We start from the raw sequence: 20,468 nt of genomic DNA, 5'->3' as shown, positions 1-20,468 counted from the left end.
TGATACGGAGCCACGCCCGCGCGATGCGCCGTTTTCGGACATGTGGCTGAGTCCCAATAAGCGAGGTGCGCCGCCTACAATGTGCCGCCACAGGCCCGGGCATTTGCGCAGGGCCGCAATAAGGATTTTTTTAGTGCAGTTGGCACCCCGTATTTTCAAAGCCTATGACATCCGCGGCGTGGTGCCCCAAACCCTGACCGAAGACATTGCGCGCGGTCTGGGCCGGGCCTTTGGCACGGTGGCCATGGCCCAGGGCGAAACCACGGTGGCGGTCGGGCGTGATGGGCGTCTGAGCGGCCCCATGCTCATGGCTGCCCTCATGCAAGGGCTGCAGGACGCTGGCGTTGCGGTGATCGACGTGGGCATGGTCACCACGCCCATGCTGTATTTCGCGGCGCGCACGCTGTGCACCAGCGGCATCGAGGTGACTGGCAGCCACAACCCGCGCGATGACAACGGCTTCAAGATGGTGCTGGGCGGGCAGGCGATGTATGGCGATGCCATCCAGGCCCTGCGCACTTGCATGGAGCAAGAGACTTGGCTGCTGCAGCCCGGTGGCTCTTACCGCCGCGTGGACCTGCTGGCCGCCTACACCACGCGCATCGCGGGGGATATCCGATTGGCGCGCCCGCTCAAGGTGGTGGTGGACAGTGGCAACGGTGTGGCCGGAGCCTCGGCGCCGGGTGTGTTACGCGCCATCGGTTGCGAGGTGCAGGAGCTGTTCAGCACCGTGGATGGCAATTTCCCTAACCACCACCCCGACCCCAGCCAACCCGAGAACTTGCGTGATCTCACTGCTGCCCTGCAGGCGGGTGATGCTGAGCTGGGCCTGGCCTTTGATGGTGACGGCGACCGGCTGGGCGTGGTCACGCGCGATGGAGCCACCATTTACGCCGACCGCCAGATGATGCTGTTCGCACGTGATGCGCTGTCGCGCACGCCCGGCGGCACCGTGGTGTTTGATGTGAAGTGTTCGCAGCAACTCGCCCCGGTGATCGCTGCCGCGGGTGGCACACCGTTGATGTGGAAGACCGGCCATTCGCTGATCAAGGCCAAGATGCGGGAAGTTAACGCGCTGCTGGGCGGCGAGATGACCGGCCACATTTTTTTTCAGGAGCGTTGGTACGGTTTTGACGACGGCACCTACGCCGCCGCCCGCCTGCTCGAAATCCTGAGCCGTGCGCCGGATGCGGGTGCGCAGCTGCAAGCCCTGCCTACCAGCTTTTGTACGCCTGAGCTGCATGTGGCGTGTGAAGAGGCGCATGTGGTGGTGGCGCAGCTGGTGGCCGGCGCACGGTTCGACGCGCCGGCGCAAGTGCATACGGTAGACGGCCTCCGTGTGGACTGGTCCGATGGTTTTGGTCTGGTGCGCGCCTCCAACACCAACCCGGTGCTGGTGCTGCGTTTTGAAGGGCATACCGAGGTCGCGCTGCAACGCATCCAGGCCGACATGCTGGCCCTGCTGCGCACCGTGGTGCCAGAGGCCCAACTGAGCAAGGCCACCCATTGAAAGCCGCGACTATCCAACGCATCCTCATCGTCAAACTTTCGTCGCTGGGTGATGTGGTGCACGCCATGCCCGCGGTGCAGGACCTGCGCTGTGCCTACCCGCAGGCACAGATGGACTGGGTGGTGGAGGGTGCGTTTGCGCCGTTGGTGGCGCGCTGCGAAGGTGTGGGCCAGGTGATCGCTTGCGACCTGCGGCGCTGGCGCAAAGCGCCGCTGGCCGCCACCACACGCCGCGAGTGGAAAGCCTTCAAAACGCAGTTGCAGGCCCAGGCCTACGACGCCGTCATCGACCTGCAGGGCCTGAGCAAGTCGGCGCTGGTGTCTTGGCTGGCGCGCACCACGCCCACGGGCAAACGTTATGGCCTGGCCAACCAGACCGAGGGCTCGGGTTTTGAAGCACCAGCCCGTTGGGTGGCCGATGTGGCCATCGAGATTGAACCCCATGTGCATGCCGTGCAGCGCTCGCGTATTTTGTGTGCCGCCGCCCTGGGTTACGACCTGCAGGGCCCGGCCCTGGCGGGCCTGCACGCCGGTGCGCTGGCCGCCGCCGCGCCCGTGCAGAACGCTGCCGGTGGCAACCCATTTGCGCCCAAAAAGCCCGTGGTGGCGCTGGTGCATGGCACGTCGCGGCTCGACAAGGAATGGCCGCAGGCCGCCTGGGTGGCACTGGGCCAGCGCCTCAACCATGCTGGTTTTTCCGTCGCACTGGCGCATGGCAATGCGGCCGAGAAAACCACCAGCGAGGCGATTGCCAAACAGCTGCAGGACGCCTGGGTCTGGCCCGCCATGGCGCTGGACGCCATGACCGACACGCTGGCCCAATGCGCCGGTGTGGTGGGCGTGGACAGCGGTGTGAGCCACATTGCCGTGGCGCTGGACCTGCCGCATGTGCAGCTCTACAACTTTGACACTGCCTGGCGCACCGGGCCCGAGGTGCTGGCCGGCACCGACGCCGCCACGGCGTCGCGCCTGCCGCTGCGCCAGTGCAGCGTGTATGGCCAGCCCCAGCCCACCGTGGACGCGGTGTGGGAGGCCTGGGAAAGCCTGGCCACCCCGGTGCTATGCCGATGATGCGCGCCCTGTATTCGCTGGCCGTCTGGCTGGCCCAGCCGCTGGTGCGCCGCAAGCTGCGCCGCCGCGCGGTGGCAGAACCTCTGTATGGCGAACACGTAGGCGAACGTTTTGGCCACTACACGCAGCCAGCGCCAGCGCCTGCGGCAGGTGAGGGCCCGTTGGTTTGGCTGCATGCCGTCTCGCTGGGCGAAACACTGGCCGCGGCCACCTTGGTGACGGCCCTGCGCGCGCAGTGGCCCGGCATGCGCCTGTTGCTCACCCACGGCACGGCCACGGGCCGCGCGGCCGGTGTGCGCCTGCTGCAACCCGGCGATGTGCAGGTCTGGCAGCCGTGGGACACGCTGGGCGCGGTGCGCCGTTTCCTGGCCCACTTTCGCCCGCAGATCGGCCTGCTGATGGAAACCGAACTCTGGCCCAATCTGGTGGCCGAGAGTGCGCGTGCCGGCGTGCCGCTGTGCCTGGTGAATGCGCGCTTGAGCGAGAAAAGCCTGCGCCAGGCCAAGCGCCTGGCCTGGCTGGCACGCCCCACCTACCGTGGCCTGCATGCGGCGTGGGCGCAAAGCGAGGCCGATGCCTTGCGTCTGCGCCAATTGGGCGCCCCGGTGCGCGGCGTGATGGGCAATTTCAAATTCGACATGGCACCCAACGCTACCCAACTGGCCCAGGGCCACGCCTGGCGTGGTGCAAGCGCCCGCTCGGTGCTGCTGTTTGCCAGTGCGCGCGAAGGCGAAGAAGCTATGCTGGTCGAGGTTTTGAAGCAAAATGGGCCTCTAGCCCCCGTGGATATTGCGCAAGCAGCTCCTGAAACCATAGCAAATGCGGTGCAGTGGCTGGTTGTGCCACGTCACCCGCAGCGCTTTGATGAGGTGGCGGCGTTGTTTGCCGCGGCCGGTTACACGGTGGCGCGGCGCAGCCAGTGGGGCGCTGGTGGCCCGGTGGCGGCCGATGTGTGGCTGGGTGATTCGCTGGGCGAGATGGCGCTGTACTTTGGTCTGGCCCACTCCGCCTTGCTGGGGGGGAGTTTTGCGCCCTTGGGTGGGCAAAACCTGATCGAGGCCGCGGCCTGTGGCGTGCCCGTGTTCATGGGACCGCACACCTACAACTTTGCCGAAGCGGCGCAGCTGTCTGCAGAAGCCGGGGCCGCGTTTGCATGTGCCGATCTGGCCGACGCAGTGCAGCGTGCGATGGCAATGCTGCAACACCCCGCCGCCCTGGCCCAGGCGCAGCAGGCGGCATTGAACCTGGGCGCGGCCCACCGTGGTGCCGCGCACCGCACCGCCCAGGCACTGGCCGCGGTGCTGGCAGAAAAAAGGCCCTGACCTCGCAAGGTTCAGGGCCTGGGCGATCCTGGAGGAAGGATCAGTTCGCCAATTGGCCGTTGATGGGGTTCAGGTCGTCGGCCACCAGCGAGCCATTGGCCTGCTTGAGCTTCAAGCCACCCAGCAACACGTCATAACGCGCCTTGGCCAGCTTGGCCTTGGTGTCAAACAACTGGCTCTGGCTGTTGAGCACATCGATGTTGATGCGCACGCCCACCTGGTAACCCAGCTTGTTGGCGTCCAGCGCGCTTTGGCTCGACGCCTCAGCCGCTTCCAGCGCCTTGACCTGGCCCTGGCCGGACAACACACCAAAGAAGGCGGTGCGGGTGCCTTGGGCCACCGCACGTTTGGTGGCTTCCAGGTCGGTACGGGCCTTGTCTTCCAGGGCCAGTGTTTCCTTGATGCGGTTCTGCGTGGCGAAGCCGGCAAACAGGGGCAGGTTGAAGGACAGGCCCACGGTGGCCACATTGACTCGGCTGTCGGCGGTGGCGGTTGAAGTACCGTTGTTGTTAACTGCCGAATAGCTGCCCGTCAGGTCCAGCGTGGGCTTGTGGCCGGCTTCGGCCTTGGCGGTTTCCAGCTTGGCCACTTCCAGCGCAATCTCTTGCTGCTGGATGCCAGGGTGGCGGGTGGCAGACTGTTGCACCCAGACTTCGGCATCACCGGGCTCCAGCGGCGCCAGTACTACCGGGGCGGCCAAAGGTTTGGGCGTGGCATCACTCTTACCCACCAACTGGTTCAGGGCAATGGTTTTCACGCGCAGGTCGTTCTCGGCGGCCAGCTCTTGCGCCACCACCAGGTCAAAACGAGCCTGTGCCTCGCGGCTGTCGGTGATGGTGGAGGTGCCCACCTCGAAGTTGCGCTTGGCCGAGGCCAGCTGCTCCGCCACGGCGGTCTTTTGGCTCTTCACAAAGGCCAGGCTGTCGGCAGAGGCCAGCACATCAAAGTAGGCCTGGCTCACGCGCACGATCAGGTCCTGCTCGGCGGCCTGCAGCTGGGCCTGGGCCAGAGCGATCTGTTTGTTGCCCTGCTCGTAGCTGGCCCAGTTGGCTGGGCGGTACAAAGGCTGGGAGGCGCTGATGGTGGCGGTTTGGGAACCATATGAACGCTCAGCCGAGGGCAGCACTTCCTGGTTGGAGCGGCTCGCACCCAGCGCAAAGTTGGCGGTGGGCAGGATGGCCGCCCGTGCCTGGGCCGACTTGGCCAGCGTGGCGTCGAACTGGCTTTTGGCCGACTGGTAGCTGGCGTCAAAGCCGCGTGCGGCGCTGTACAGGTCCAGCAGGCTCTGGGCCTGGGCCAGGGGGGCGAAGGTGGCAGCGGCCAGCAGGGCCAGGGGCAGCAGTTTGAGGCGCATGGGATTTCGTAGACGTGACATGGAGGAGGGCTTTCTGGGGCTCGGAAGGAATGGGGCCGTACGGATGCGGAGCAATCAATAACGCGCAATGCCGGGGTTGCGCTCGATTGACCAGGCGTCGATGCCGCCGGCAATATTGGCAATCTGCGTGAAGCCGCGGCTTTGCAAAAACATCGCTACCTGCATGCTGCGCGCACCGTGGTGGCACAGACAGGCAATCGGGCGTGTGGCATCCAGCTCGGCCAGGCGCACGGGAATCGTCCCCATGGGAATGGCCAACACCTCCAGACCGTCTTCCTCAACCCGCGCCAGCGCCAACTCGTGCGGCTCGCGCACGTCCAGCACCAGGGGCTGGACAGCGGAGGCAAGTGACTGGAACCAGGATTCCAGGTGGCTGGGGCGGATTTGGTCGATCATGGTGTCTACGGGGGAGGGCTTAAAACTGGAAACGCGAAGGCTCGGCAAAGTGTTGCAGGCGCGGGGCGTTGGCGTCCCAGGGCTGGGTGGTGCGGAAATCGGTGCTGCTGGTGCGGGTGACCAGGGTGGCACGCATCTGGGGCTCGTCGCCCACGATGGCGAGCAGGCGGCCACCCACATTCAGGCGCTGCAGCAGGTCGTGGGGTACCTGGGTCACCGAGCCACTCAGCACGATGGCGTCAAACGTACCCAGAGCCGCACTGAGCTTGGCTCCATCTTCCTGGTGCACGGTCACGTTGCGGATGCCCGCCTTTTGCAGGTTGCTGCGGGCCATCTCGACCAGCTCGGGCAGCAGCTCCACGCTCAGCACCTGGGCAGCGCGGTGCGACAGCAGGGCCGCCATAAAACCTGAACCGGCACCGACTTCGAGCACCGACTCATGGGGTTGTAGGGCCAGGTCTTGCAGCAGGCGGGCTTCCATGCGCGGGGCCAACATGCACTGGCCACCGGGCAGGGGAATCTCCAGGTCGGCAAAGGCCAGGGCCTTGTGCGCCAGTGGCACAAACTCTTCACGTGGCACGGTGCTCAGCAGCTCCAGCACGCCGGTGTCCAGCACGTTCCAGGGGCGGATCTGTTGCTCAATCATGTTGAAGCGGGCTTGGGCGAAGTTCATAGTCGTTTCTCCTTGGGAATCAGGTAGCGTTGATGGGCCAAATTTTAGCGGGCGGGGGTGGCGGGTCTGCTCCACATCCGCTTGGCCCAGTTCGCCAGATCGTCCATATAGCAATACACCACGGGCACCACCACCAGCGTTAGCAGCGAAGAGGTGATGACCCCGCCAATCACGGCCTGGCCCATGGGCGCGCGCATTTCTGAGCCTTCGGTCAGTGCAAACGCCAGTGGCACCATGCCAAAAATCATGGCCAGTGTGGTCATCAGAATGGGGCGCAGCCGCACCTTGGCAGCCAGCAACAGGGCGTCGGAGCGTGGCAAGCCGGGCACGGGGTTGCCGTGGTTGTCGACACCGTCTTCGCGCGCGCGGATCGCAAAGTCCACCAGCAGAATCGCGTTTTTGGTCACCAGGCCCATCAGCATCACCACGCCGATGATGGAAAACATGGACAGGGTGGAGCCAAACGTCATGAGCGCCAGTACCACGCCAATCAGCGTGAGCGGCAGCGCCGTCATCAGCGCCAGCGGCTGCAAAAAGCTCTTGAACTGGCTGGCCAGAATCATGTAGATGAACACAATGGCCAGCACCAGGGCCGAGATGGCGTAACCAAAGGCCTCCGCCATGTCCTTGGTGGAGCCGCTGAACTTGTAGCTGTAGCCCGCCGGCATGGCGATGGTGTCCATGGCGGTTTTGATGTCGGCCGACACCTCACCCGCCGAGCGGCCCGACACGTTGCCGGTGATGGACACCTCGCGCGTCAGGTCGCGCCGGTTGATCTGGTTGGCGCCGGTGGACTCCACCACCTCGGCCACCTGGTTCAGGCGCACGATGCGCGGGCTGCCGTCGGCATTGCTGCCCACGGTGAACGGCAATTGGCTCAGGTCACTGGCGCTGTTGCGTGCGGTGGGGGCCAGGCGCACGTTCACGTCATAGGTTTGGTCGTCCGGCGCGCGCCAGTTGCCTACCGTCTGGCCCGCCACCAGGGTGCGCAGCGCGGTGCCAATTTGCGCCACCGACAGGCCCACGTCCGAGGCCACGTCGCGTTTCACCTGCACGTCCAGCGTGGGTTTGTTGGGTTTCACGCTGGAGTCCAGGTCCACCAGGCCGGGGATGTCGCGGATTTTTTCCAGCGCCAGGGTGGTCAGGCGTTCCAGTTCGCCGGTGTCCGCACCCTGGATGGAGAACAGGATTTGTTTCTGCCCACCCACGGCGTCCATCAGGCCCGCGTGGGTGACGGTGATACCGGGCACCTCGCGCAGGCGTTCGCGCAGCTTGACCGACATGGCGTCCACACTGAGCTGGCGGTCTTTGCGGTCCACCAAACGGATGTAGATGCTGGCGTAAATTTTGCCCTGCGCATTGCCGGTGTTGATGGTGGAGAGTGTGTAACGCACCTCGGGAAACTCGCGGATGACGGCTTCGACCTGTTTGGCCTTGGCCTCGGTCACTTCCAGCGAGGAACCCACGGGGGTGTGGAAGTTGAGCGTGGTTTCCGAGAAGTCGGACTTGGGCACGAACTCGGTCCCCAACAGCGGCACCATGAAGATGCTGGCCACAAAAATGCCCAGCGCCAGGCCCACGGTAGCCAGCTTGTGTTTGAGCGACCAGCGCAGGATGCCCTGGTAGGCGTTGGCCATGCTTTCGGTGGCATTGTCAAACCAGCGTGTCACGCGGCCAATGGTCTTGTCGTAGAGCGTGACCGGTGGGCCGTGTTTGCCATGGTCGTCGATGCTGGGGTCGTGCCAGATGCTGGACAACATGGGGTCGAGTGTGAAGCTCACAAACATGGAGATCAGCACCGCGGCCACGATGGTGATGCCAAACTCGTGGAAAAACTTGCCGATGATGCCGCCCATAAAACCAATGGGCAAAAACACCGCCACGATGGACAGGGTGGTGGCCAACACGGCCAAGCCAATTTCCTGCGTGCCATCCAGCGAGGCCTGGTAGGCACCTTTGCCCATTTGTACATGGCGCACGATGTTTTCGCGCACCACGATCGCATCGTCAATCAGCAGGCCCACACACAGGCTCAGCGCCATCAGCGTGATCATGTTGATGGTGAAGCCAAACCAGTTCATGAACAAAAAGGTGCCGATCAGCGCGATGGGCAGGGTGAGCCCGGTAATGACCGTGGAGCGCCAGGAGTTGAGGAACAGGAACACGATGAGCACCGTAAGCACCGCACCTTCGATCAGCGTGCGCCGCACGTTGTCCACCGACACACGGATCTGGCGCGAGCCATCGGTAATGGACTCCAACTTGACGCCGGGGGGCAACTGCTTTTGCATCTCGCCCAGGGTTTTGATCAGGCCGTCCACCACGGCAATGGTGTTTTCGTCCTGCGACTTCTGCACCGTGAGCATGAGGGTGCGCTGGCCGTTGTACAGCGCCAGGCTCTCCACCTCTTGGGCACCATCGGCCACACGCGCCACCTGGTCCACCCGTACAGGCGCACCGTTTTTGCGCGCCACAATGATCTTGCCAAAGTCTTCGGGGCGCTGCATGCGCGCCTCGATCTGAATCACACGCTCCTGCTCGGCAGAGCGGATGGCGCCCACGGGCAGGTCCTGGTTTTCATTGCGCACCGCACTCACCACCTGGTCGGGGGTGATACCAAAGGACTCCAGCGCCTGCGGGTTCAGGTAGACATTGATTTCACGTTTGGTGCCGCCCACCACGGTGACCGAACCCACGCCGCGCACGTTCTCCAGCCGTTTCTTGAAGGTCTGCTCGGCCCAGTTGGTCAGTTCCACCGCGCTGGGCACTTTGGTGCCTGCTGCCGTATCCGGCAGTACTGCCACCGACCAGATGGCGCGTGCGGCCGGGTCAAAACGCAGCACACGCGGCTCTTTCACCTCGGCACGCAACAGCGGTTTGATAGAGGCCACCTTTTCGCGCACGTCTTCGGCGGCCTTGCGGCCATCCACATGCAGGCCAAACTCGATCACCACCACACTCTGGCCTTCGTAGCTGCGCGAGGTCAGGGCGTTGATACCGGCAATCGAATTGACGCCTTCTTCGATCTTTTTTGAGACTTCACTCTCCACAATCTCAGGCGAGGCGCCGGGGTAGTCGGCAATCACCACCACCACGGGAAAGTCGATGTTGGGGAACTGGTCCACCTGCAGGCGCTGCAGCGAGAACAGGCCCAGCACCACCAAGGCCAGCATGACCATGGTGGCGAACACCGGGTTTTGCAGGCTAACGCGGGTGAACCACATCAGTTGCCACCCTGGGCAGCGGTGGCAGTTTTCACGGCCGTGCCGGCACGTACCGGCCCCACGCTACCGCTGAGCACCTGGGTGCCCTCGGGCACACCTTGGATAGCGGCGAAGGTCTGGCCCTGGGCCTCACCCCGCGCCACCACGTCTACCGTCTGGTGCTGCACCACACCCGCTTGCACGGTTTGCACATACGGTTGCGGTTTGTCGGTGCGCACGGCGGACAAGGGCAGGCCCAGTGCGCGGGTGCTACCCAGGTTGAGCTGGCCCTGGGCAAACAGGCCCTGGCGCAGCGAGGCATGGGGTTCCAGCGCCAAGTAGGCCAGCACGGCGCGGCTGCCCGCCACGGCACTGGGGTTTACCCGGCTCACCTTGGCCGCCACCGTGGTGGCCGAGCCCTCTACGCTGAGTTGGGCCATCTGGCCCACGCGCACCTGCAGCGAATCGGTGGCGCTGAGGCTGGCTTCCAGCTCCAGGCGGCTCACGTCCACAATTTCCACAATCCGGGCATCAATGGCCACACGTTCGCCCGGCTGGGCCAGACGCTGGGCCACCTGGCCGCTGATAGGTGCGCGCAGCACAGTGTCGTCCAAGGACTTGGTGGCCACATCGGCACCGGCCTGGGCGGCGCGGTAGCTGGCTTCGGCCGCGGCCAGGTTGGCCGACGACGATTCGAGGGCGGTTTTGGAGATAAATCCCTGGTCGACCAACGAGCGGTTGTTCTCAAAACTGCGTTTGGCAATGTCGACCTGGGCGCGCGCGGCTTCGGCCTGCTGTTGGGCCTGGCGCACCCGGGCCTGGGATTCGGTGGAGTCCACACGCGCAATCACCTGGCCGGCCTTCACCACATCGCCTTCACGCACGGTCAAGCCTTGCAGCTCACCGGCCACCCGGGCTTTCACAAACGCCGAGTTGACCGCTTTGAGCGGTCCCGAAATGGCCAGGCCTTGTGCAAGCTCCATGTTTTGCACCTGCACCACATCCTTGGGGCCCAGTGCAATCGCCACCTGCACCTTGCTGGCTGCCTGTTGGTTGGCCAGGGCCTCTTGTTGGGTCTTGCGTGCCGACAGGGCACGCACGGACACCGTGGCGACCAGGGCCAGCACCAGCGCACCTGCTGTCCATTTGATCCAGGGTTTCATGGGGTGTTCAGCTCGCTTGCAGTGGAGAAGGGGGCGGGCGCACGGCCAGGCCTATCAGCATGTTGTCCACCTGGGTCTGGATATAGGCCAAGGGGTCAAAGACGACTCCAGGGGGCATACACGAGCCCAGTGACTGCTTGGAAATGGCTAGAAACAGGATGGGCGCCATGACCAGGTAGGCACCGTAGTTCAGCTCCATGGGACGGAACTCGCCGCTGTTGATACCGCGTTGCAGCACCCGTTGGATCAGTGCGTTGCCCGGGGCAATCACCTCAGCCTGGTAGAACGCAGCCAGCTCGGGAAAGTTGCCAGCCTCGCTCATCATGAGCTTGGAAATACCCGCGGCTTGGGTGGAGCCCACACGCTCCCACCAGACAGTGATGCAGTAGCGCAGCAGTTCGGCGCTGCTGCCCTCATACGCGTCCAGCTCCTGGCTCCATTCGTCAAAACGGCCCGAAATGTTCTCGCGCACCACGGCCTTGAACAGCTCTTCTTTGCTGGAAAAATACAGGAACAAGGTGCCCTTGGACACACCGGCACGTTTGGCCACCTCTTCGGCGCGGGTGGCGGCAAAGCCTTTTTCCACAAATAGCTCCAGCGCCGCTGCCAGCAGTTCACCGGGGCGTGCGTCTTTGCGGCGCTCGCGTTTGGCGCGCACATTGCTGGCGAGGAGGTCGATGGGGCACTGCATAAATTACTGACTGATTGGTTATTAATGTAGCCGTGGGCCGCGACAGTGTCAATCGTTGCGGGTCTCCTGCGTAAGATGCAGGCGCTTGTTGCGACCAATGACTTTTCACTACCTACGGAGTTCCCCATGACCCCAGCCTTGCAAACCATCACCCTGGGCGGCGGATGCTTTTGGTGCACCGAAGCGGTGTATGTCCAGGTCAAGGGTGTGGTGGACGTGGAGTCCGGCTACAGCAACGGCCAGGTGGTGCAGCCCAGCTACGAAGACGTGTGTACCGGCAGCACCGGCCACAACGAGGTGGTGAAGCTGGTCTACGACCCAGCCCAAATTTCCACGCGGGAAGTGCTGGAGATCTTTTTTGTGATCCACGACCCCACCACGCTGAACCGCCAGGGCAATGACGTGGGCACCCAGTACCGCAGCGGCATCTATGTGTCCACCCCGGAACAGGAGGCCGTAGCGCGGGAAGTGATGGCCGAGATGGCGGCCAGCGGTGTCTACAGCCGGCCCATCGTCACCGAAGTGCTGCCAGTGGACAACTACTGGCCGGCCGAGGCTTACCACCAGGACTTTTTTGAACGCAACCCGCACCAGGGCTACTGCATGGCCGTGGCTGCGCCCAAGGTGGCCAAGTTTCGCAAGACCTTTGCCCGCCTGCAGAAGTAGGCGGAAGGCGGGGCGCTTTAGCGGCGGATCGGCGAGTCGCTGAAGATGCCCCAGTTGGATTTGGGCGCGGGCTTGGGCATTTCTTCTTGGTGTTGTTCCGCGTAGTTCAGGGCCAAGCCGACCCCACCAATCAAGATGGTCAGCCCGATGACCAATTTCAGTACGGTGACCCACAGCTTGGGTTCATCATCGCGTTTCATGCGCATTCTCCAGTTGCACGCTATTGTGCCTCTGTTGACTCCAACGCCCGTCCTTGCTGCGTGAGCAGCTACCGGATGTATAGCAAAACCTGGAGTGAATACAAGTTCACCAGCGCCTGGCAACCCTCCTTATGTCGGTGCAGACCTGCCGTCTGTACGTAGCACCAGAAAAACCACAAATAGTCCGCCCAGCGCTGCCGTGACGATGCCGATGGGCAGCTCCTGCGGGGGCAGCAGCGTGCGGCACAACAAGTCGCTACCCAGCATCAGCACCGCGCCGGCCAGCGCGGACAGCGCTAGCAGGCGCCCATGCAGTGCACCGCACAGCGCGCGCGCCAGGTGCGGCACCATGAGGCCGACAAAACCGATCACCCCGGTCAGCGCCACAAAACAAGCGGTGGCCAGGGCCGCCACACCAAACACCTCGGCCCGCAGGCGCTGGGGCGCAATGCCCAGGCTCTGGGCGGTTTCATCCCCGGCCAGCAGCGCGTCCAAGGCATGCCGCCGGCTGGCCGCAAAGGTCAGCAGGGCCAGCAGGCCAAACAGGGCCAGGCCCAAGTTGTCCCAGCGCGCCAGGCCCAGACCGCCCAGGGTCCAAAACAGCACCGAATGGGCGGCCCGCTGGTCGCCTGCGAACACCAGGTAATGGGTGATGGCGCCAAACAGGAAGGAGGTGGCCAGGCCGGCAAGAATGAGTTTTTCAGGCCCGCTGGATTCGCTCCTCTTCACAATCGTCAGCACCGTGGCGGCTGACACCAGCCCGCCCACCAGTGCCGCCAAGGGCAGGGTCCAGATGCCCAGCCACTCGCCGGTGGCGGTGATGACGGCCACCGCACCGGCGCTGGCGCCGGACGATAAGCCAAACAAAAACGGGTCCGCCAGATCGTTGCGCGTGACGGTTTGCAGTAACACGCCCACCACCGCCAGGCCCGCGCCCACCAGCAGCGCTAGCAGCACGCGCGGAATGCGCAGTTCCAGCACGATGCGCTGCAAGGTGGTGCCCACCTCGGGCAAACCCAGCGCCGGCGCCCAGGGCCCGGCCAGCGCACTGAGCACCTCTGCCAGCGGCAGCGGCGTACTGCCTTTGGCAATGGAGGCCAGAGCGAAGACCAGCAGCAGGAGCAAGCCCGCTGCCAGGCTACCAATAAAGGCCCGTTGCGACATCACTTGGCTTTGGTGGCCATGGACTTGGCAATCTTCTCGATCGCTTCAATATTGGCGGGGCCGGGTGTCAACTCGGCATAGCGCAGGGCCACATAACGCTCGTTCTTCACCGCGTCGGTTTCTTTCATGGCCGGATGGTTCTTGAGGAACTGCAGTAGCCGGCTCACACCGTTGCCATCCTGGTAGTCCAGCATCACCAAAAACTGCGGGTTGCGCGCCGCCACGGTTTCCCACGAGGTGGTGCCCCAGCTGGTCTCCATGTCGGCCATGATGTTGCGGCCGCCGGCAGCGTCGATCATGGCGGTGGGAATCGCGTACTTGCCGGCCGTGAACGGTTTGTCGTCGCCCGAGTCGTAGAGGAATACGCGGGTGTCCTTGCTGCCGGCTGCGGGTGTGAGTTTGGCCAGACGCGACTTCCACTGCGCCACCTGGGTTTTGGCCTGGGCTTCTTTGCCAAAAATGGTGCCGAGCTTGACGAAGTCGGTGTAGAGCAAGTCCATGCTGGCCGCCGGGCGCTGCTTGTTCACATGCACGCAACTCTCGGACAGCACCAGCGTTTGGATGCCGTACTTGGCCAGCGTGGTGGGGGTCACTTCGCCGCCCACCTTCATGCCGTAGTTCCAGCCGGCAAAGAAGAAATCGGGGTTGGCGGCCAGGATGTTTTCCAGATTGGGGTTCTTGGGCGCCAGTTCGGGAATGTTGCCCAAGGCCGTCTTGAATTCGGGGCCAGTCTTGTACCAGCCGGTAATGCCGGTCACGCCCACCATACGCGTGTTGAGCTGCAGGGCCAGCGCCATTTCGGTCATGTTCAGGTCGTGGATCACCGCCCGCTTGGGCGGTGCGGCGAAGGTCAGTGGCGTCCCGCAGCTCTCCACGGTAACGGGGAAGGTTTGCGCGGCGCACAACGTCGATGCGAGCGACAAGGCCAGGGTGCTGACAAGATGTTTCATGGCGTGGGTTCTTCGTAGTGGTTGAAAAAACTGGTGCGGTGCTGGGGCGGGCTGCCTGCAGGCGCGTCGGGCGGATGTGCGTCCAGCACCAGCATGGGCTGCGCCGTACCGGGGTGGGGCAGGTAGTAGGAATGCATGGCAAACACCTGGTGCACCGTGACAGGATTGAGTGCTAGCGTGGGGGTGTCACAGCGGACCAGGGCGCCAGCTTTCAGTACCAGCACCTGGTCGGCCCAGGGCGGCACCAGTGGCAGGTCGTGCAGCACCGCCACCACGGTAATGCCCAGGTCTTTAACCATGCGCAGCAGATCCAGCGTGGCGCGCGGGTCCAGGTGGTTGGTCGGCTCATCCAGCAAGAGCAGGCGGGGTTGCTGGGCCAAAGCGCGGGCCAGGTGGGCACGCTGGCGTTCGCCGCCGGACAGGCTGCCCATGGCGCGTGTTGCCAGGGTGGTCAGGTTGCACAGCGCCAGCGCATCGGCGACGACTCCCCGCAGCTGGGCCGGGCTCTGCGTTTGCCGGTGCGGCAGGCAGCCCAGCGCCACGTAGTCCTGCACCCGCAGGCGCACGTCGGCGTGGTCGGCTTGCCCGAGGATGGCCAGCATGCGCGCGCGGACCACAGGGGCCATGTGTTGCAGCGGCTCGCCGTCCAGCAGCACATGGCCGGTCGTGGGCGCCAGCAGGCCGCCCAGCATGCGCAGCAGGGTAGATTTGCCGGCCCCGTTTGGGCCGACGATGGCGAGGCGCTGACCCGGCGCCACCGAGAAGCTCAGGGGCTGGATCAAGGCGCTGCCTTGGGGCGTGCGAAAGCTTGCATCGCACACCTGCAGTGACATACCGGCGAGGGTGGGCATGTCTAAGCCGGGCGAAGTGGCGTGCGCGGTGGGGCCAAGCGGCCAGGTGCAAATGGCATGGAAAAATTCCTGAACAAAAACTCGCACCGGCATCCCCGCCAGCGGTTGAGCGTCACGACGGCGTGCTGGGCACACCGTCACCGTGTTGGCCGGTATCCGGGCTGATGGCAACCCTCCATCGCCTTCCCAGGTGCCTGTTCAGAGCGCCCAGTGGCTGAGTGATGGGGGGTGAAGAAAGCCGGGCTTTCTTCATCCAATTGACCGTTGCGGGGGCAGCGCAGGTGGGGCGTCGGGGCGTGGGCCCCGCAGTCCTCCTGCTTCCCGTTGAACTGCGGCCTGTGAACCACGCCGCGAGCACCAACGGGCGCATTCTAGTTGTGAATGTTGGCAACGCAGTTGCGTTCATGCGGCGGCCATCGCCGGGGACTGCGCGCCAAACCGGATGTGTTCAGCCCGGTGCGCTGCGTGGGCCGCCACCGCCGCATCGTGTGTGACCAGAATGACGCCAAAGCGGTGCGCCGCAGCGCTGGCGCACAGCAGCGCTATGGTGGTTTTCTGGATGAGCGGGTCTAGCCGTGAGGTGGGCTCGTCCGCAAAGATGAAGCGGGGCTGGAGCAGCAGCACCCGCAGCAACGCAAAGCGCTGCAGTTCGCCGCCCGACACCTGGTCGGGCAGGCGCTCCAACAGCTCGGGGCCCAGTTTCAGTTCACGCATCAACTCGGTGGCGTCGGCCCAACTGCGCCGGTGCCGCGTGATGAGGTCATGCAGGCACTGGCGCAGCGTGCGGCTGGGGGCAAACGCGGCGGGTGGGTCCTGGTACAGCTTTTGAAAAGCATGGGGCGGGGTGCCTGGTGGTCGGCTCACCACGCCCGCGTCGGGCTGGGCCACGCCCAGCAAGATGTGGCCCAGCGTGGTTTTGCCGCAGCCGCTGGGGCCAGTCACGGCCACGATTTCGCCCTGGGCGATGGACAGGTCCACGTTGGAGAAAAGGCGCTCGGCCCCGAACGACTTGGCCAGGCCTTGCGCCAGCACCACGGGGGCGGCCGCTGCTGCCACGGGCTGGAGCAGGCCCCGCCAGTGGGCCGGGTCGGCCTGCACCAGCGCCTGGCTGTAGGCATGTTGCGGGCGCACCAGCACCTCAGGCGCTGGGCCGTGTTCGATCACCTGGCCGTCGAGCATGATGGCCACCGTGCCGCCCAGGCGGTGGGCCAGTGCCACATCGTGGGTGATGGTGATCAGGGCGGCGTGGGTGGCATTCTCTGTGGGCACGTGGGCGGCCAGCAGATCGGCGACCTGGTCACGCAGCGCCGCGTCCAGCCCTTTGGTGGGTTCATCGGCAATCAGCAGCTGCGCCTCTGCTGCGCAGGTGGCGGCAAACGAGACCCGTTGCGCCATGCCGCCCGACACTTGGTGCGGGTATTTGCGGGCCGCGTGCTGCAACTGCAATTGGGCCAGGGCCTGGTCTGCAGTTTGGCGTGCTGAGGGCCAGGTTTGGTCTTTCACAAAATGCGCTACCTCGGCGACTTGCGTGTGGGTGCGCATGGTGGGGTTCAGCGCCAGCCAGGGCTCTTGGGGCAACATGGCCAACTGGCGACCCCACAGAGGGGGCTGTGCCTTGGCTGCTGCATGGGGGCCCACCACAGGTTGGCCCCACACCGCGACTTGACCGCGGGTCTGCATGCCTGTGGGCAGGGTGCCCATGATGGCCTGGGCCAGGATCGACTTGCCCGAGCCGGACTCTCCCAAAATCGTGAGTCGCTGCCCCGCTGCCAACGCCAGGCTCACACCGCGCACAATGCCTGCGTCAGACGGCTGGCCAGGGGCTGTCACGTGCAGGTTGTTGATCTCTAAAGCGAGTGTCATCTGCATACTTTCATCAAGGTTGTGGGGCGCGTGGGCGGGTGACGGCTTGCAGCGCCAGCACACAGGCCAGCAGCGCCAGCACCGGGGTGGCCAGTAGCCAGGGCGCATCGTCGGAATGTGGCAGCGCCTCGGTCATCAGCACGCCCAGTTCGGCGCCGGGCGGGCGCAAGCCAATGCCGACAAAACCCATGGCGGCCACGGCCAGCACGCCGTTGCACACGGCAAAGGCCAGCAGCGAGAGCCAGGTAGACCGCACGGCAGGCCACAGGTGGTATTGCGCAATGTAAGCCGGGCCAAAGCCCAGCAGCTGGCTGGACTGCACCTGCGGCCCGGCCAGCAGCGCACCGACTGATGCACGCGTGGTGCGGTAAAACTCCACCCAGGCAGTGAGCACCAGGCCCAGGTAGAGCGGCCACTTTTCACCCGGTGCCAGGGCAGACAGCAGCAGCACCCACAGCAGGCCGGGCATGGCCATCACCGCATCGGCCAGGCTTTGCAGCGCACGCGCGAGCCAACCCTTGCGCCAGGCGGCCAGCACGCCCAGGCTGGCCCCCAACACGGCTGACATCAGGGCCGAGCCCAGGGCCAAAGACAGCGACACGCGGACGCCCTCGGCCAAGCGCGCCAGCACGCTGCGCCCCAGCGCATCGGTGCCCAGCCAGTGCTGATGCGATGGTGGTTGTAGCGTGGCCGACAGGTCTTGCAGGTACGGATCAGGCATGGCCAGCGGTGCCAGCCATGCATACGTTATCAAGGCCAGCAGGGTGAACCACCCCAGGCGATAGTGGGTGCTCGGTTGCAGTGTCTTGTTATGGTTCATGAAGCCTCCTGGTGTTGCAGGCGTGGATCAAGCAGCCAGCACAGGCCGTCCACGGCGCTGTTGAGCAGCACAAACATCCAGCCCATGCACAGTGCCGTGCCTTGCACCATGGGGATGTCACGCGCAACCAGCGCATGGATCAGCGCGTGGCCGATGCCGGGCCAGGCAAAAAAACTCTCCACTACCACCACGCCTTCCATCAGCAGCACCAGTTGGGTACCGGCGTAGGCCACCACGGGCACGGCGGTGTTGCGCAGCACGTGGCGCCACACCACGGCGGTTTGCGGCAAGCCTTTGGTCTGTGCAAACGCCACCGAGGGTGATGCCAGCACCTGGCGCATGCTGTGCAGGGTGACCAGGCCCAAACCGGCGGCCAGACCCAGCGCCAGGGCCAGACCCGGTAGTACCAGATGTTCAGGCCCGCCATGGCCCGCGGCAGGCAGCCAGCGGGCCTGCTCGGCCAGCACAATGGCCAGCACCAGGCCCACCACAAACGTGGGCGTGGCCTTGAGGGCCAGGCCCAGGGTGCTTGACGTTTGGTCCAGCCAGGTTTTGCGGGCCAGTGCCACCAGGCTGCCGCCTACCAGGCCCAGCACCAGCGCAAGTGCCCAGGCGGCCAGCGCCAGCAGCAGCGTATGGCCCCACTGGTGGGCCAGCTCGCTCAGCACCGGGTCGCCGGTGACCAGCGAGTGGCCCAGCCGGCCCTGCAGCAGGTCGGCCATCCACGTGCCCAGTTGCACCCACCAGGGGCGGTCCAGCCCCAGCTCCTGGCGCACCGCTTCTGCGGCGGCGCTGTTGACCATGTCGTAGCCGTAGCGCCCGGCGGCAATGCGGTAGGCCGCGTCGCCCGGCAGGGCGCGCATCAGCAGGAAGGACACCACGCCGACGATGCCGCCCACAGCGGCTGCCCGCAGGACCAGCCGCGCCACACCGCGCAAGAGAGATACACCCAGCGCCCGCATCATCGGGCCCATTGCATTTGCGTGATGCGGTAGGAGATCTCCAGCGGATCAAAGCTCACGTGGGTGACCCGCTGGTTGCTGGTGGCCGAGTGCTGGTACCAGGCCACCGGAATCACCGGCAGGTCGGCCTGGATGACCGTGGCAATGGCGCCGCGTTGGCGCGAGCGGCGCTGGCTGTCGTTGGTGCTGCTCAGCGCGCTGATGGCATCGCGCAGGCTGGCGCTGGTCCAGCCCATGGCGCCCCAGTCGCCGCCGCTGGGGCCAAAGTCTTCCAGCAGCGTGCCCACGGGGTCGGGCACCAGGGAGTAATTGCGCGCCACCAGGGCCAGCTCCAAGGTGCCGTCTTTGTGGCCCGCCGGGACTTCGCTGGAGTTGGCAATGGCCACTGCCATGTCAATGCCCACCTCGCGCAGCTGCGCCTGGATGGCGGCGGCCAGCACCGGCAGTTCGGGCCGGTCAGCGTAGGTGCGCAGCGTGACCTTGAACGGCTTGCCCTCGCGGCGCAAGATGCCGTCGGGCCCGGGCGTCCAGCCGGCGGATTGGAGCAGTGCGCGGGCGGCACCCAGGTCACGCGTCAGTGCTTGCAGGCCGGGCACATGCCACTCTGCCATGCTGGCGGGGAACAGCTGGGTCCCCGCTGCCTTGGGCTCATGCAGGATGGCGCTGGCCATGCCCACGCGGTCCAGCGCCAGGCTGATGGCGCGTCGTGTGGCCACGTCTTTGAGGGCGGGGTGCCCGGCATTCACCTTGATGTAGATGGTGCGCGGGATGGGCTGGGTTTGCAGCGTGAGCGTTTTGCTGGTCCGCAGGCGGCTAAAGTTGGCCGGGTCGTGGGTGAACACCACGTCCGCCTGGCCGCTTGTGGCCATGAGGTTGCGGGTCTCGCCCCGGCCCACCGCCAGGTAGGACACCCTCTCAATCGCGGGCTTGCTGCCCGCCCAGCCCTCAAAGCGCGCGGTCTCCACCTTTTGGGGCGGCTGGGCCAGGGTCACTTTGTACGGTCCCGTGCCCACCACCGCCTTCACGCTGCCGTCGGCACCATAGGCGCTGGGGGCCAAAATCTGGGTGCTGTAGTTCACCAGAAAAGCAGGCAGCGGCGTGAAGGGGCGGCTCAGCTCGAACACCACCACGTCTTTGTCTGCACTGATTTTTTGCAAGGGCATGCTGTTCATCACACCGGGGTTCTTGCGGGCGCGCTCCAGGGCAGACACCACATCAGCGGCGGTGACCGCCTTGCCATCGTGAAATTGGGCTGCAGCGCGCAGCTTGAAGCGCCAAGTCAGCTGGTTGGCCGACACCTCCCAACCCGATGCCAAGCCGGGCACCAGCGCACCCTGGTTGTCCACGGTAACCAGCGTTTCTGCCACCTGCATGCGGGTGAAGATGTAGCCGTTTTTGGACGGATCCAGGCTGTGAACTTCCCACGGACCTGCGATGCTGAGTGTCTTGCTGTCAGGTGGTGCGGCCCAGGTGAGGGATGCGCCGGCGGCGGACAAGAGGGTGGCCAGCACCAGGCGACGCGGGAGTTTGCTGGGGAGGCGCGGTAGGGTGAATTTCATGGTGTTTTATGGCCTTGGCCCTTGTGTAAT

At 65.1% G+C, this 20,468-nt stretch carries 18 protein-coding genes and 1 riboswitch; of the genes, 4 read left to right on the top strand and 14 right to left on the bottom strand.

The features are described from left to right. The first annotated feature begins 133 nt into the window (after positions 1-133). Genes C5F53_RS17025 through C5F53_RS17015 form a run of 3 tightly spaced genes read left to right on the top strand, consistent with a single transcriptional unit; the run spans position 134 to position 3,902 of the window. Positions 134-1,510 carry a phosphomannomutase/phosphoglucomutase gene (locus C5F53_RS17025; RefSeq protein WP_105262596.1) on the top strand — a complete coding sequence of 459 codons (1,377 nt, stop codon included), beginning with the start codon at positions 134-136 and terminating at the stop codon, positions 1,508-1,510. Next, complete coding sequence (waaC, locus tag C5F53_RS17020) at positions 1,507-2,580, top strand: lipopolysaccharide heptosyltransferase I (protein WP_236635422.1); 1,074 nt, start codon at positions 1,507-1,509, stop codon at positions 2,578-2,580. Before C5F53_RS17025 ends, waaC begins: the two co-directional genes overlap by 4 nt. Further along, the gene (locus C5F53_RS17015) at positions 2,571-3,902 is read left to right on the top strand and encodes a 3-deoxy-D-manno-octulosonic acid transferase (RefSeq protein ID WP_201740882.1); all 1,332 of its coding nucleotides are present in this window, start codon (positions 2,571-2,573) and stop codon (positions 3,900-3,902) included. The genes waaC and C5F53_RS17015 overlap by 10 nt, the downstream gene beginning before the upstream one ends. Positions 3,903-3,942: 40 nt before the next feature. Here C5F53_RS17015 and C5F53_RS17010 read toward each other — a convergent pair whose 3' ends face one another. From C5F53_RS17010 to C5F53_RS16985, 6 genes are all read right to left on the bottom strand, one after another. Continuing rightward, positions 3,943-5,256, bottom strand: a complete 1,314-nt coding sequence (locus C5F53_RS17010; protein ID WP_236635421.1) for a TolC family outer membrane protein — start codon at positions 5,254-5,256, stop codon at positions 3,943-3,945. A 75-nt stretch (positions 5,257-5,331) separates the two neighbouring features. Beyond that, positions 5,332-5,673 carry a rhodanese-like domain-containing protein gene (locus tag C5F53_RS17005; protein ID WP_105262593.1) on the bottom strand — a complete coding sequence of 114 codons (342 nt, stop codon included), beginning with the start codon at positions 5,671-5,673 and terminating at the stop codon, positions 5,332-5,334. 19 nt (positions 5,674-5,692) lie between these two features. Next, positions 5,693-6,346 (bottom strand): protein-L-isoaspartate O-methyltransferase, encoded by a 654-nt coding sequence (locus C5F53_RS17000; protein WP_105262592.1) that lies wholly within the window; start codon positions 6,344-6,346, stop codon positions 5,693-5,695. Positions 6,347-6,390: 44 nt separating this feature from the next. Continuing rightward, positions 6,391-9,570, bottom strand: coding sequence for an efflux RND transporter permease subunit (locus C5F53_RS16995; RefSeq protein ID WP_105262591.1), 3,180 nt, complete (start codon positions 9,568-9,570; stop codon positions 6,391-6,393). After that, positions 9,570-10,712 carry an efflux RND transporter periplasmic adaptor subunit gene (locus C5F53_RS16990; RefSeq protein WP_105262590.1) on the bottom strand — a complete coding sequence of 381 codons (1,143 nt, stop codon included), beginning with the start codon at positions 10,710-10,712 and terminating at the stop codon, positions 9,570-9,572. The genes C5F53_RS16995 and C5F53_RS16990 overlap by 1 nt, the downstream gene beginning before the upstream one ends. Positions 10,713-10,719: 7 nt before the next feature. Then, on the bottom strand, positions 10,720-11,403 hold the full coding sequence (locus C5F53_RS16985; protein WP_105262589.1) for a TetR/AcrR family transcriptional regulator: 684 nt from the start codon (positions 11,401-11,403) through the stop codon (positions 10,720-10,722). A gap of 126 nt (positions 11,404-11,529) precedes the next feature. Here C5F53_RS16985 and msrA point away from each other — a divergent pair, with 126 nt between their 5' ends. Next, positions 11,530-12,069 carry a peptide-methionine (S)-S-oxide reductase MsrA gene (gene msrA, locus C5F53_RS16980; RefSeq protein WP_105262588.1) on the top strand — a complete coding sequence of 180 codons (540 nt, stop codon included), beginning with the start codon at positions 11,530-11,532 and terminating at the stop codon, positions 12,067-12,069. A gap of 17 nt (positions 12,070-12,086) precedes the next feature. Here the strand turns inward: msrA and C5F53_RS16975 are convergent, their stop codons facing one another. From C5F53_RS16975 to C5F53_RS16940, 8 genes are all read right to left on the bottom strand, one after another. Then, entirely contained in the window at positions 12,087-12,269 is a 183-nt protein-coding gene (locus C5F53_RS16975) for a hypothetical protein (protein ID WP_146097387.1), read from the bottom strand. Positions 12,270-12,398: 129 nt separating this feature from the next. Then, a complete protein-coding gene (locus C5F53_RS16970) occupies positions 12,399-13,433 on the bottom strand; it encodes an iron ABC transporter permease (protein ID WP_105262586.1) in 1,035 nt (344 codons plus the stop codon). Next, a complete protein-coding gene (locus tag C5F53_RS16965) occupies positions 13,433-14,383 on the bottom strand; it encodes an ABC transporter substrate-binding protein (RefSeq protein ID WP_105262585.1) in 951 nt (316 codons plus the stop codon). Before C5F53_RS16965 ends, C5F53_RS16970 begins: the two co-directional genes overlap by 1 nt. Then, on the bottom strand, positions 14,380-15,234 hold the full coding sequence (locus tag C5F53_RS16960) for an ABC transporter ATP-binding protein (protein ID WP_105262584.1): 855 nt from the start codon (positions 15,232-15,234) through the stop codon (positions 14,380-14,382). Before C5F53_RS16960 ends, C5F53_RS16965 begins: the two co-directional genes overlap by 4 nt. 129 nt (positions 15,235-15,363) lie before the next feature. Next, positions 15,364-15,611, bottom strand: a riboswitch (cobalamin riboswitch). 25 nt (positions 15,612-15,636) lie between these two features. Next, positions 15,637-17,097, bottom strand: coding sequence for an ABC transporter ATP-binding protein (locus tag C5F53_RS16955; RefSeq protein ID WP_105262583.1), 1,461 nt, complete (start codon positions 17,095-17,097; stop codon positions 15,637-15,639). 13 nt (positions 17,098-17,110) lie between these two features. After that, positions 17,111-17,917, bottom strand: a complete 807-nt coding sequence (locus tag C5F53_RS16950; protein ID WP_105262582.1) for an ABC transporter permease — start codon at positions 17,915-17,917, stop codon at positions 17,111-17,113. Continuing rightward, positions 17,914-18,891 carry an ABC transporter permease gene (locus C5F53_RS16945; protein ID WP_236635420.1) on the bottom strand — a complete coding sequence of 326 codons (978 nt, stop codon included), beginning with the start codon at positions 18,889-18,891 and terminating at the stop codon, positions 17,914-17,916. Before C5F53_RS16945 ends, C5F53_RS16950 begins: the two co-directional genes overlap by 4 nt. Continuing rightward, a complete protein-coding gene (locus C5F53_RS16940; protein ID WP_105262581.1) occupies positions 18,879-20,438 on the bottom strand; it encodes an ABC transporter substrate-binding protein in 1,560 nt (519 codons plus the stop codon). Before C5F53_RS16940 ends, C5F53_RS16945 begins: the two co-directional genes overlap by 13 nt. Positions 20,439-20,468 lie beyond the last annotated feature (30 nt).

The sequence above is a fragment of the Rhodoferax sp. TS-BS-61-7 genome, assembly GCF_002943465.1.
GTDB lineage: Bacteria > Pseudomonadota > Gammaproteobacteria > Burkholderiales > Burkholderiaceae_C > Allorhodoferax.
The sequence above is the reverse complement of the archived record's forward strand: the minus strand, read 5'-3'. Positions and strand labels throughout refer to the sequence as shown.

Excerpts from the sequence above, each read along its gene's own strand:
- msrA (WP_105262588.1), top strand. The coding sequence starts at position 11,530 with ATGACCCCAGCCTTGCAAACCATCACCCTGGGCGGCGGATGCTTTTGG.
- C5F53_RS16990 (WP_105262590.1), bottom strand. The coding sequence starts at position 10,712 with ATGAAACCCTGGATCAAATGGACAGCAGGTGCGCTGGTGCTGGCCCTG.
- C5F53_RS16940 (WP_105262581.1), bottom strand. The coding sequence starts at position 20,438 with ATGAAATTCACCCTACCGCGCCTCCCCAGCAAACTCCCGCGTCGCCTG.
- C5F53_RS16970 (WP_105262586.1), bottom strand. The coding sequence starts at position 13,433 with ATGTCGCAACGGGCCTTTATTGGTAGCCTGGCAGCGGGCTTGCTCCTG.
- C5F53_RS16975 (WP_146097387.1), bottom strand. The coding sequence starts at position 12,269 with ATGAAACGCGATGATGAACCCAAGCTGTGGGTCACCGTACTGAAATTG.
- C5F53_RS16985 (WP_105262589.1), bottom strand. The coding sequence starts at position 11,403 with ATGCAGTGCCCCATCGACCTCCTCGCCAGCAATGTGCGCGCCAAACGC.
- C5F53_RS16950 (WP_105262582.1), bottom strand. The coding sequence starts at position 17,917 with ATGAACCATAACAAGACACTGCAACCGAGCACCCACTATCGCCTGGGG.
- C5F53_RS16960 (WP_105262584.1), bottom strand. The coding sequence starts at position 15,234 with ATGCCCACCCTCGCCGGTATGTCACTGCAGGTGTGCGATGCAAGCTTT.
- C5F53_RS17015 (WP_201740882.1), top strand. The coding sequence starts at position 2,571 with ATGCCGATGATGCGCGCCCTGTATTCGCTGGCCGTCTGGCTGGCCCAG.
- C5F53_RS16945 (WP_236635420.1), bottom strand. The coding sequence starts at position 18,891 with ATGGGCCCGATGATGCGGGCGCTGGGTGTATCTCTCTTGCGCGGTGTG.
- C5F53_RS16995 (WP_105262591.1), bottom strand. The coding sequence starts at position 9,570 with ATGTGGTTCACCCGCGTTAGCCTGCAAAACCCGGTGTTCGCCACCATG.
- C5F53_RS16965 (WP_105262585.1), bottom strand. The coding sequence starts at position 14,383 with ATGAAACATCTTGTCAGCACCCTGGCCTTGTCGCTCGCATCGACGTTG.
- C5F53_RS16955 (WP_105262583.1), bottom strand. The coding sequence starts at position 17,097 with ATGACACTCGCTTTAGAGATCAACAACCTGCACGTGACAGCCCCTGGC.
- C5F53_RS17000 (WP_105262592.1), bottom strand. The coding sequence starts at position 6,346 with ATGAACTTCGCCCAAGCCCGCTTCAACATGATTGAGCAACAGATCCGC.
- C5F53_RS17005 (WP_105262593.1), bottom strand. The coding sequence starts at position 5,673 with ATGATCGACCAAATCCGCCCCAGCCACCTGGAATCCTGGTTCCAGTCA.
- C5F53_RS17010 (WP_236635421.1), bottom strand. The coding sequence starts at position 5,256 with ATGCGCCTCAAACTGCTGCCCCTGGCCCTGCTGGCCGCTGCCACCTTC.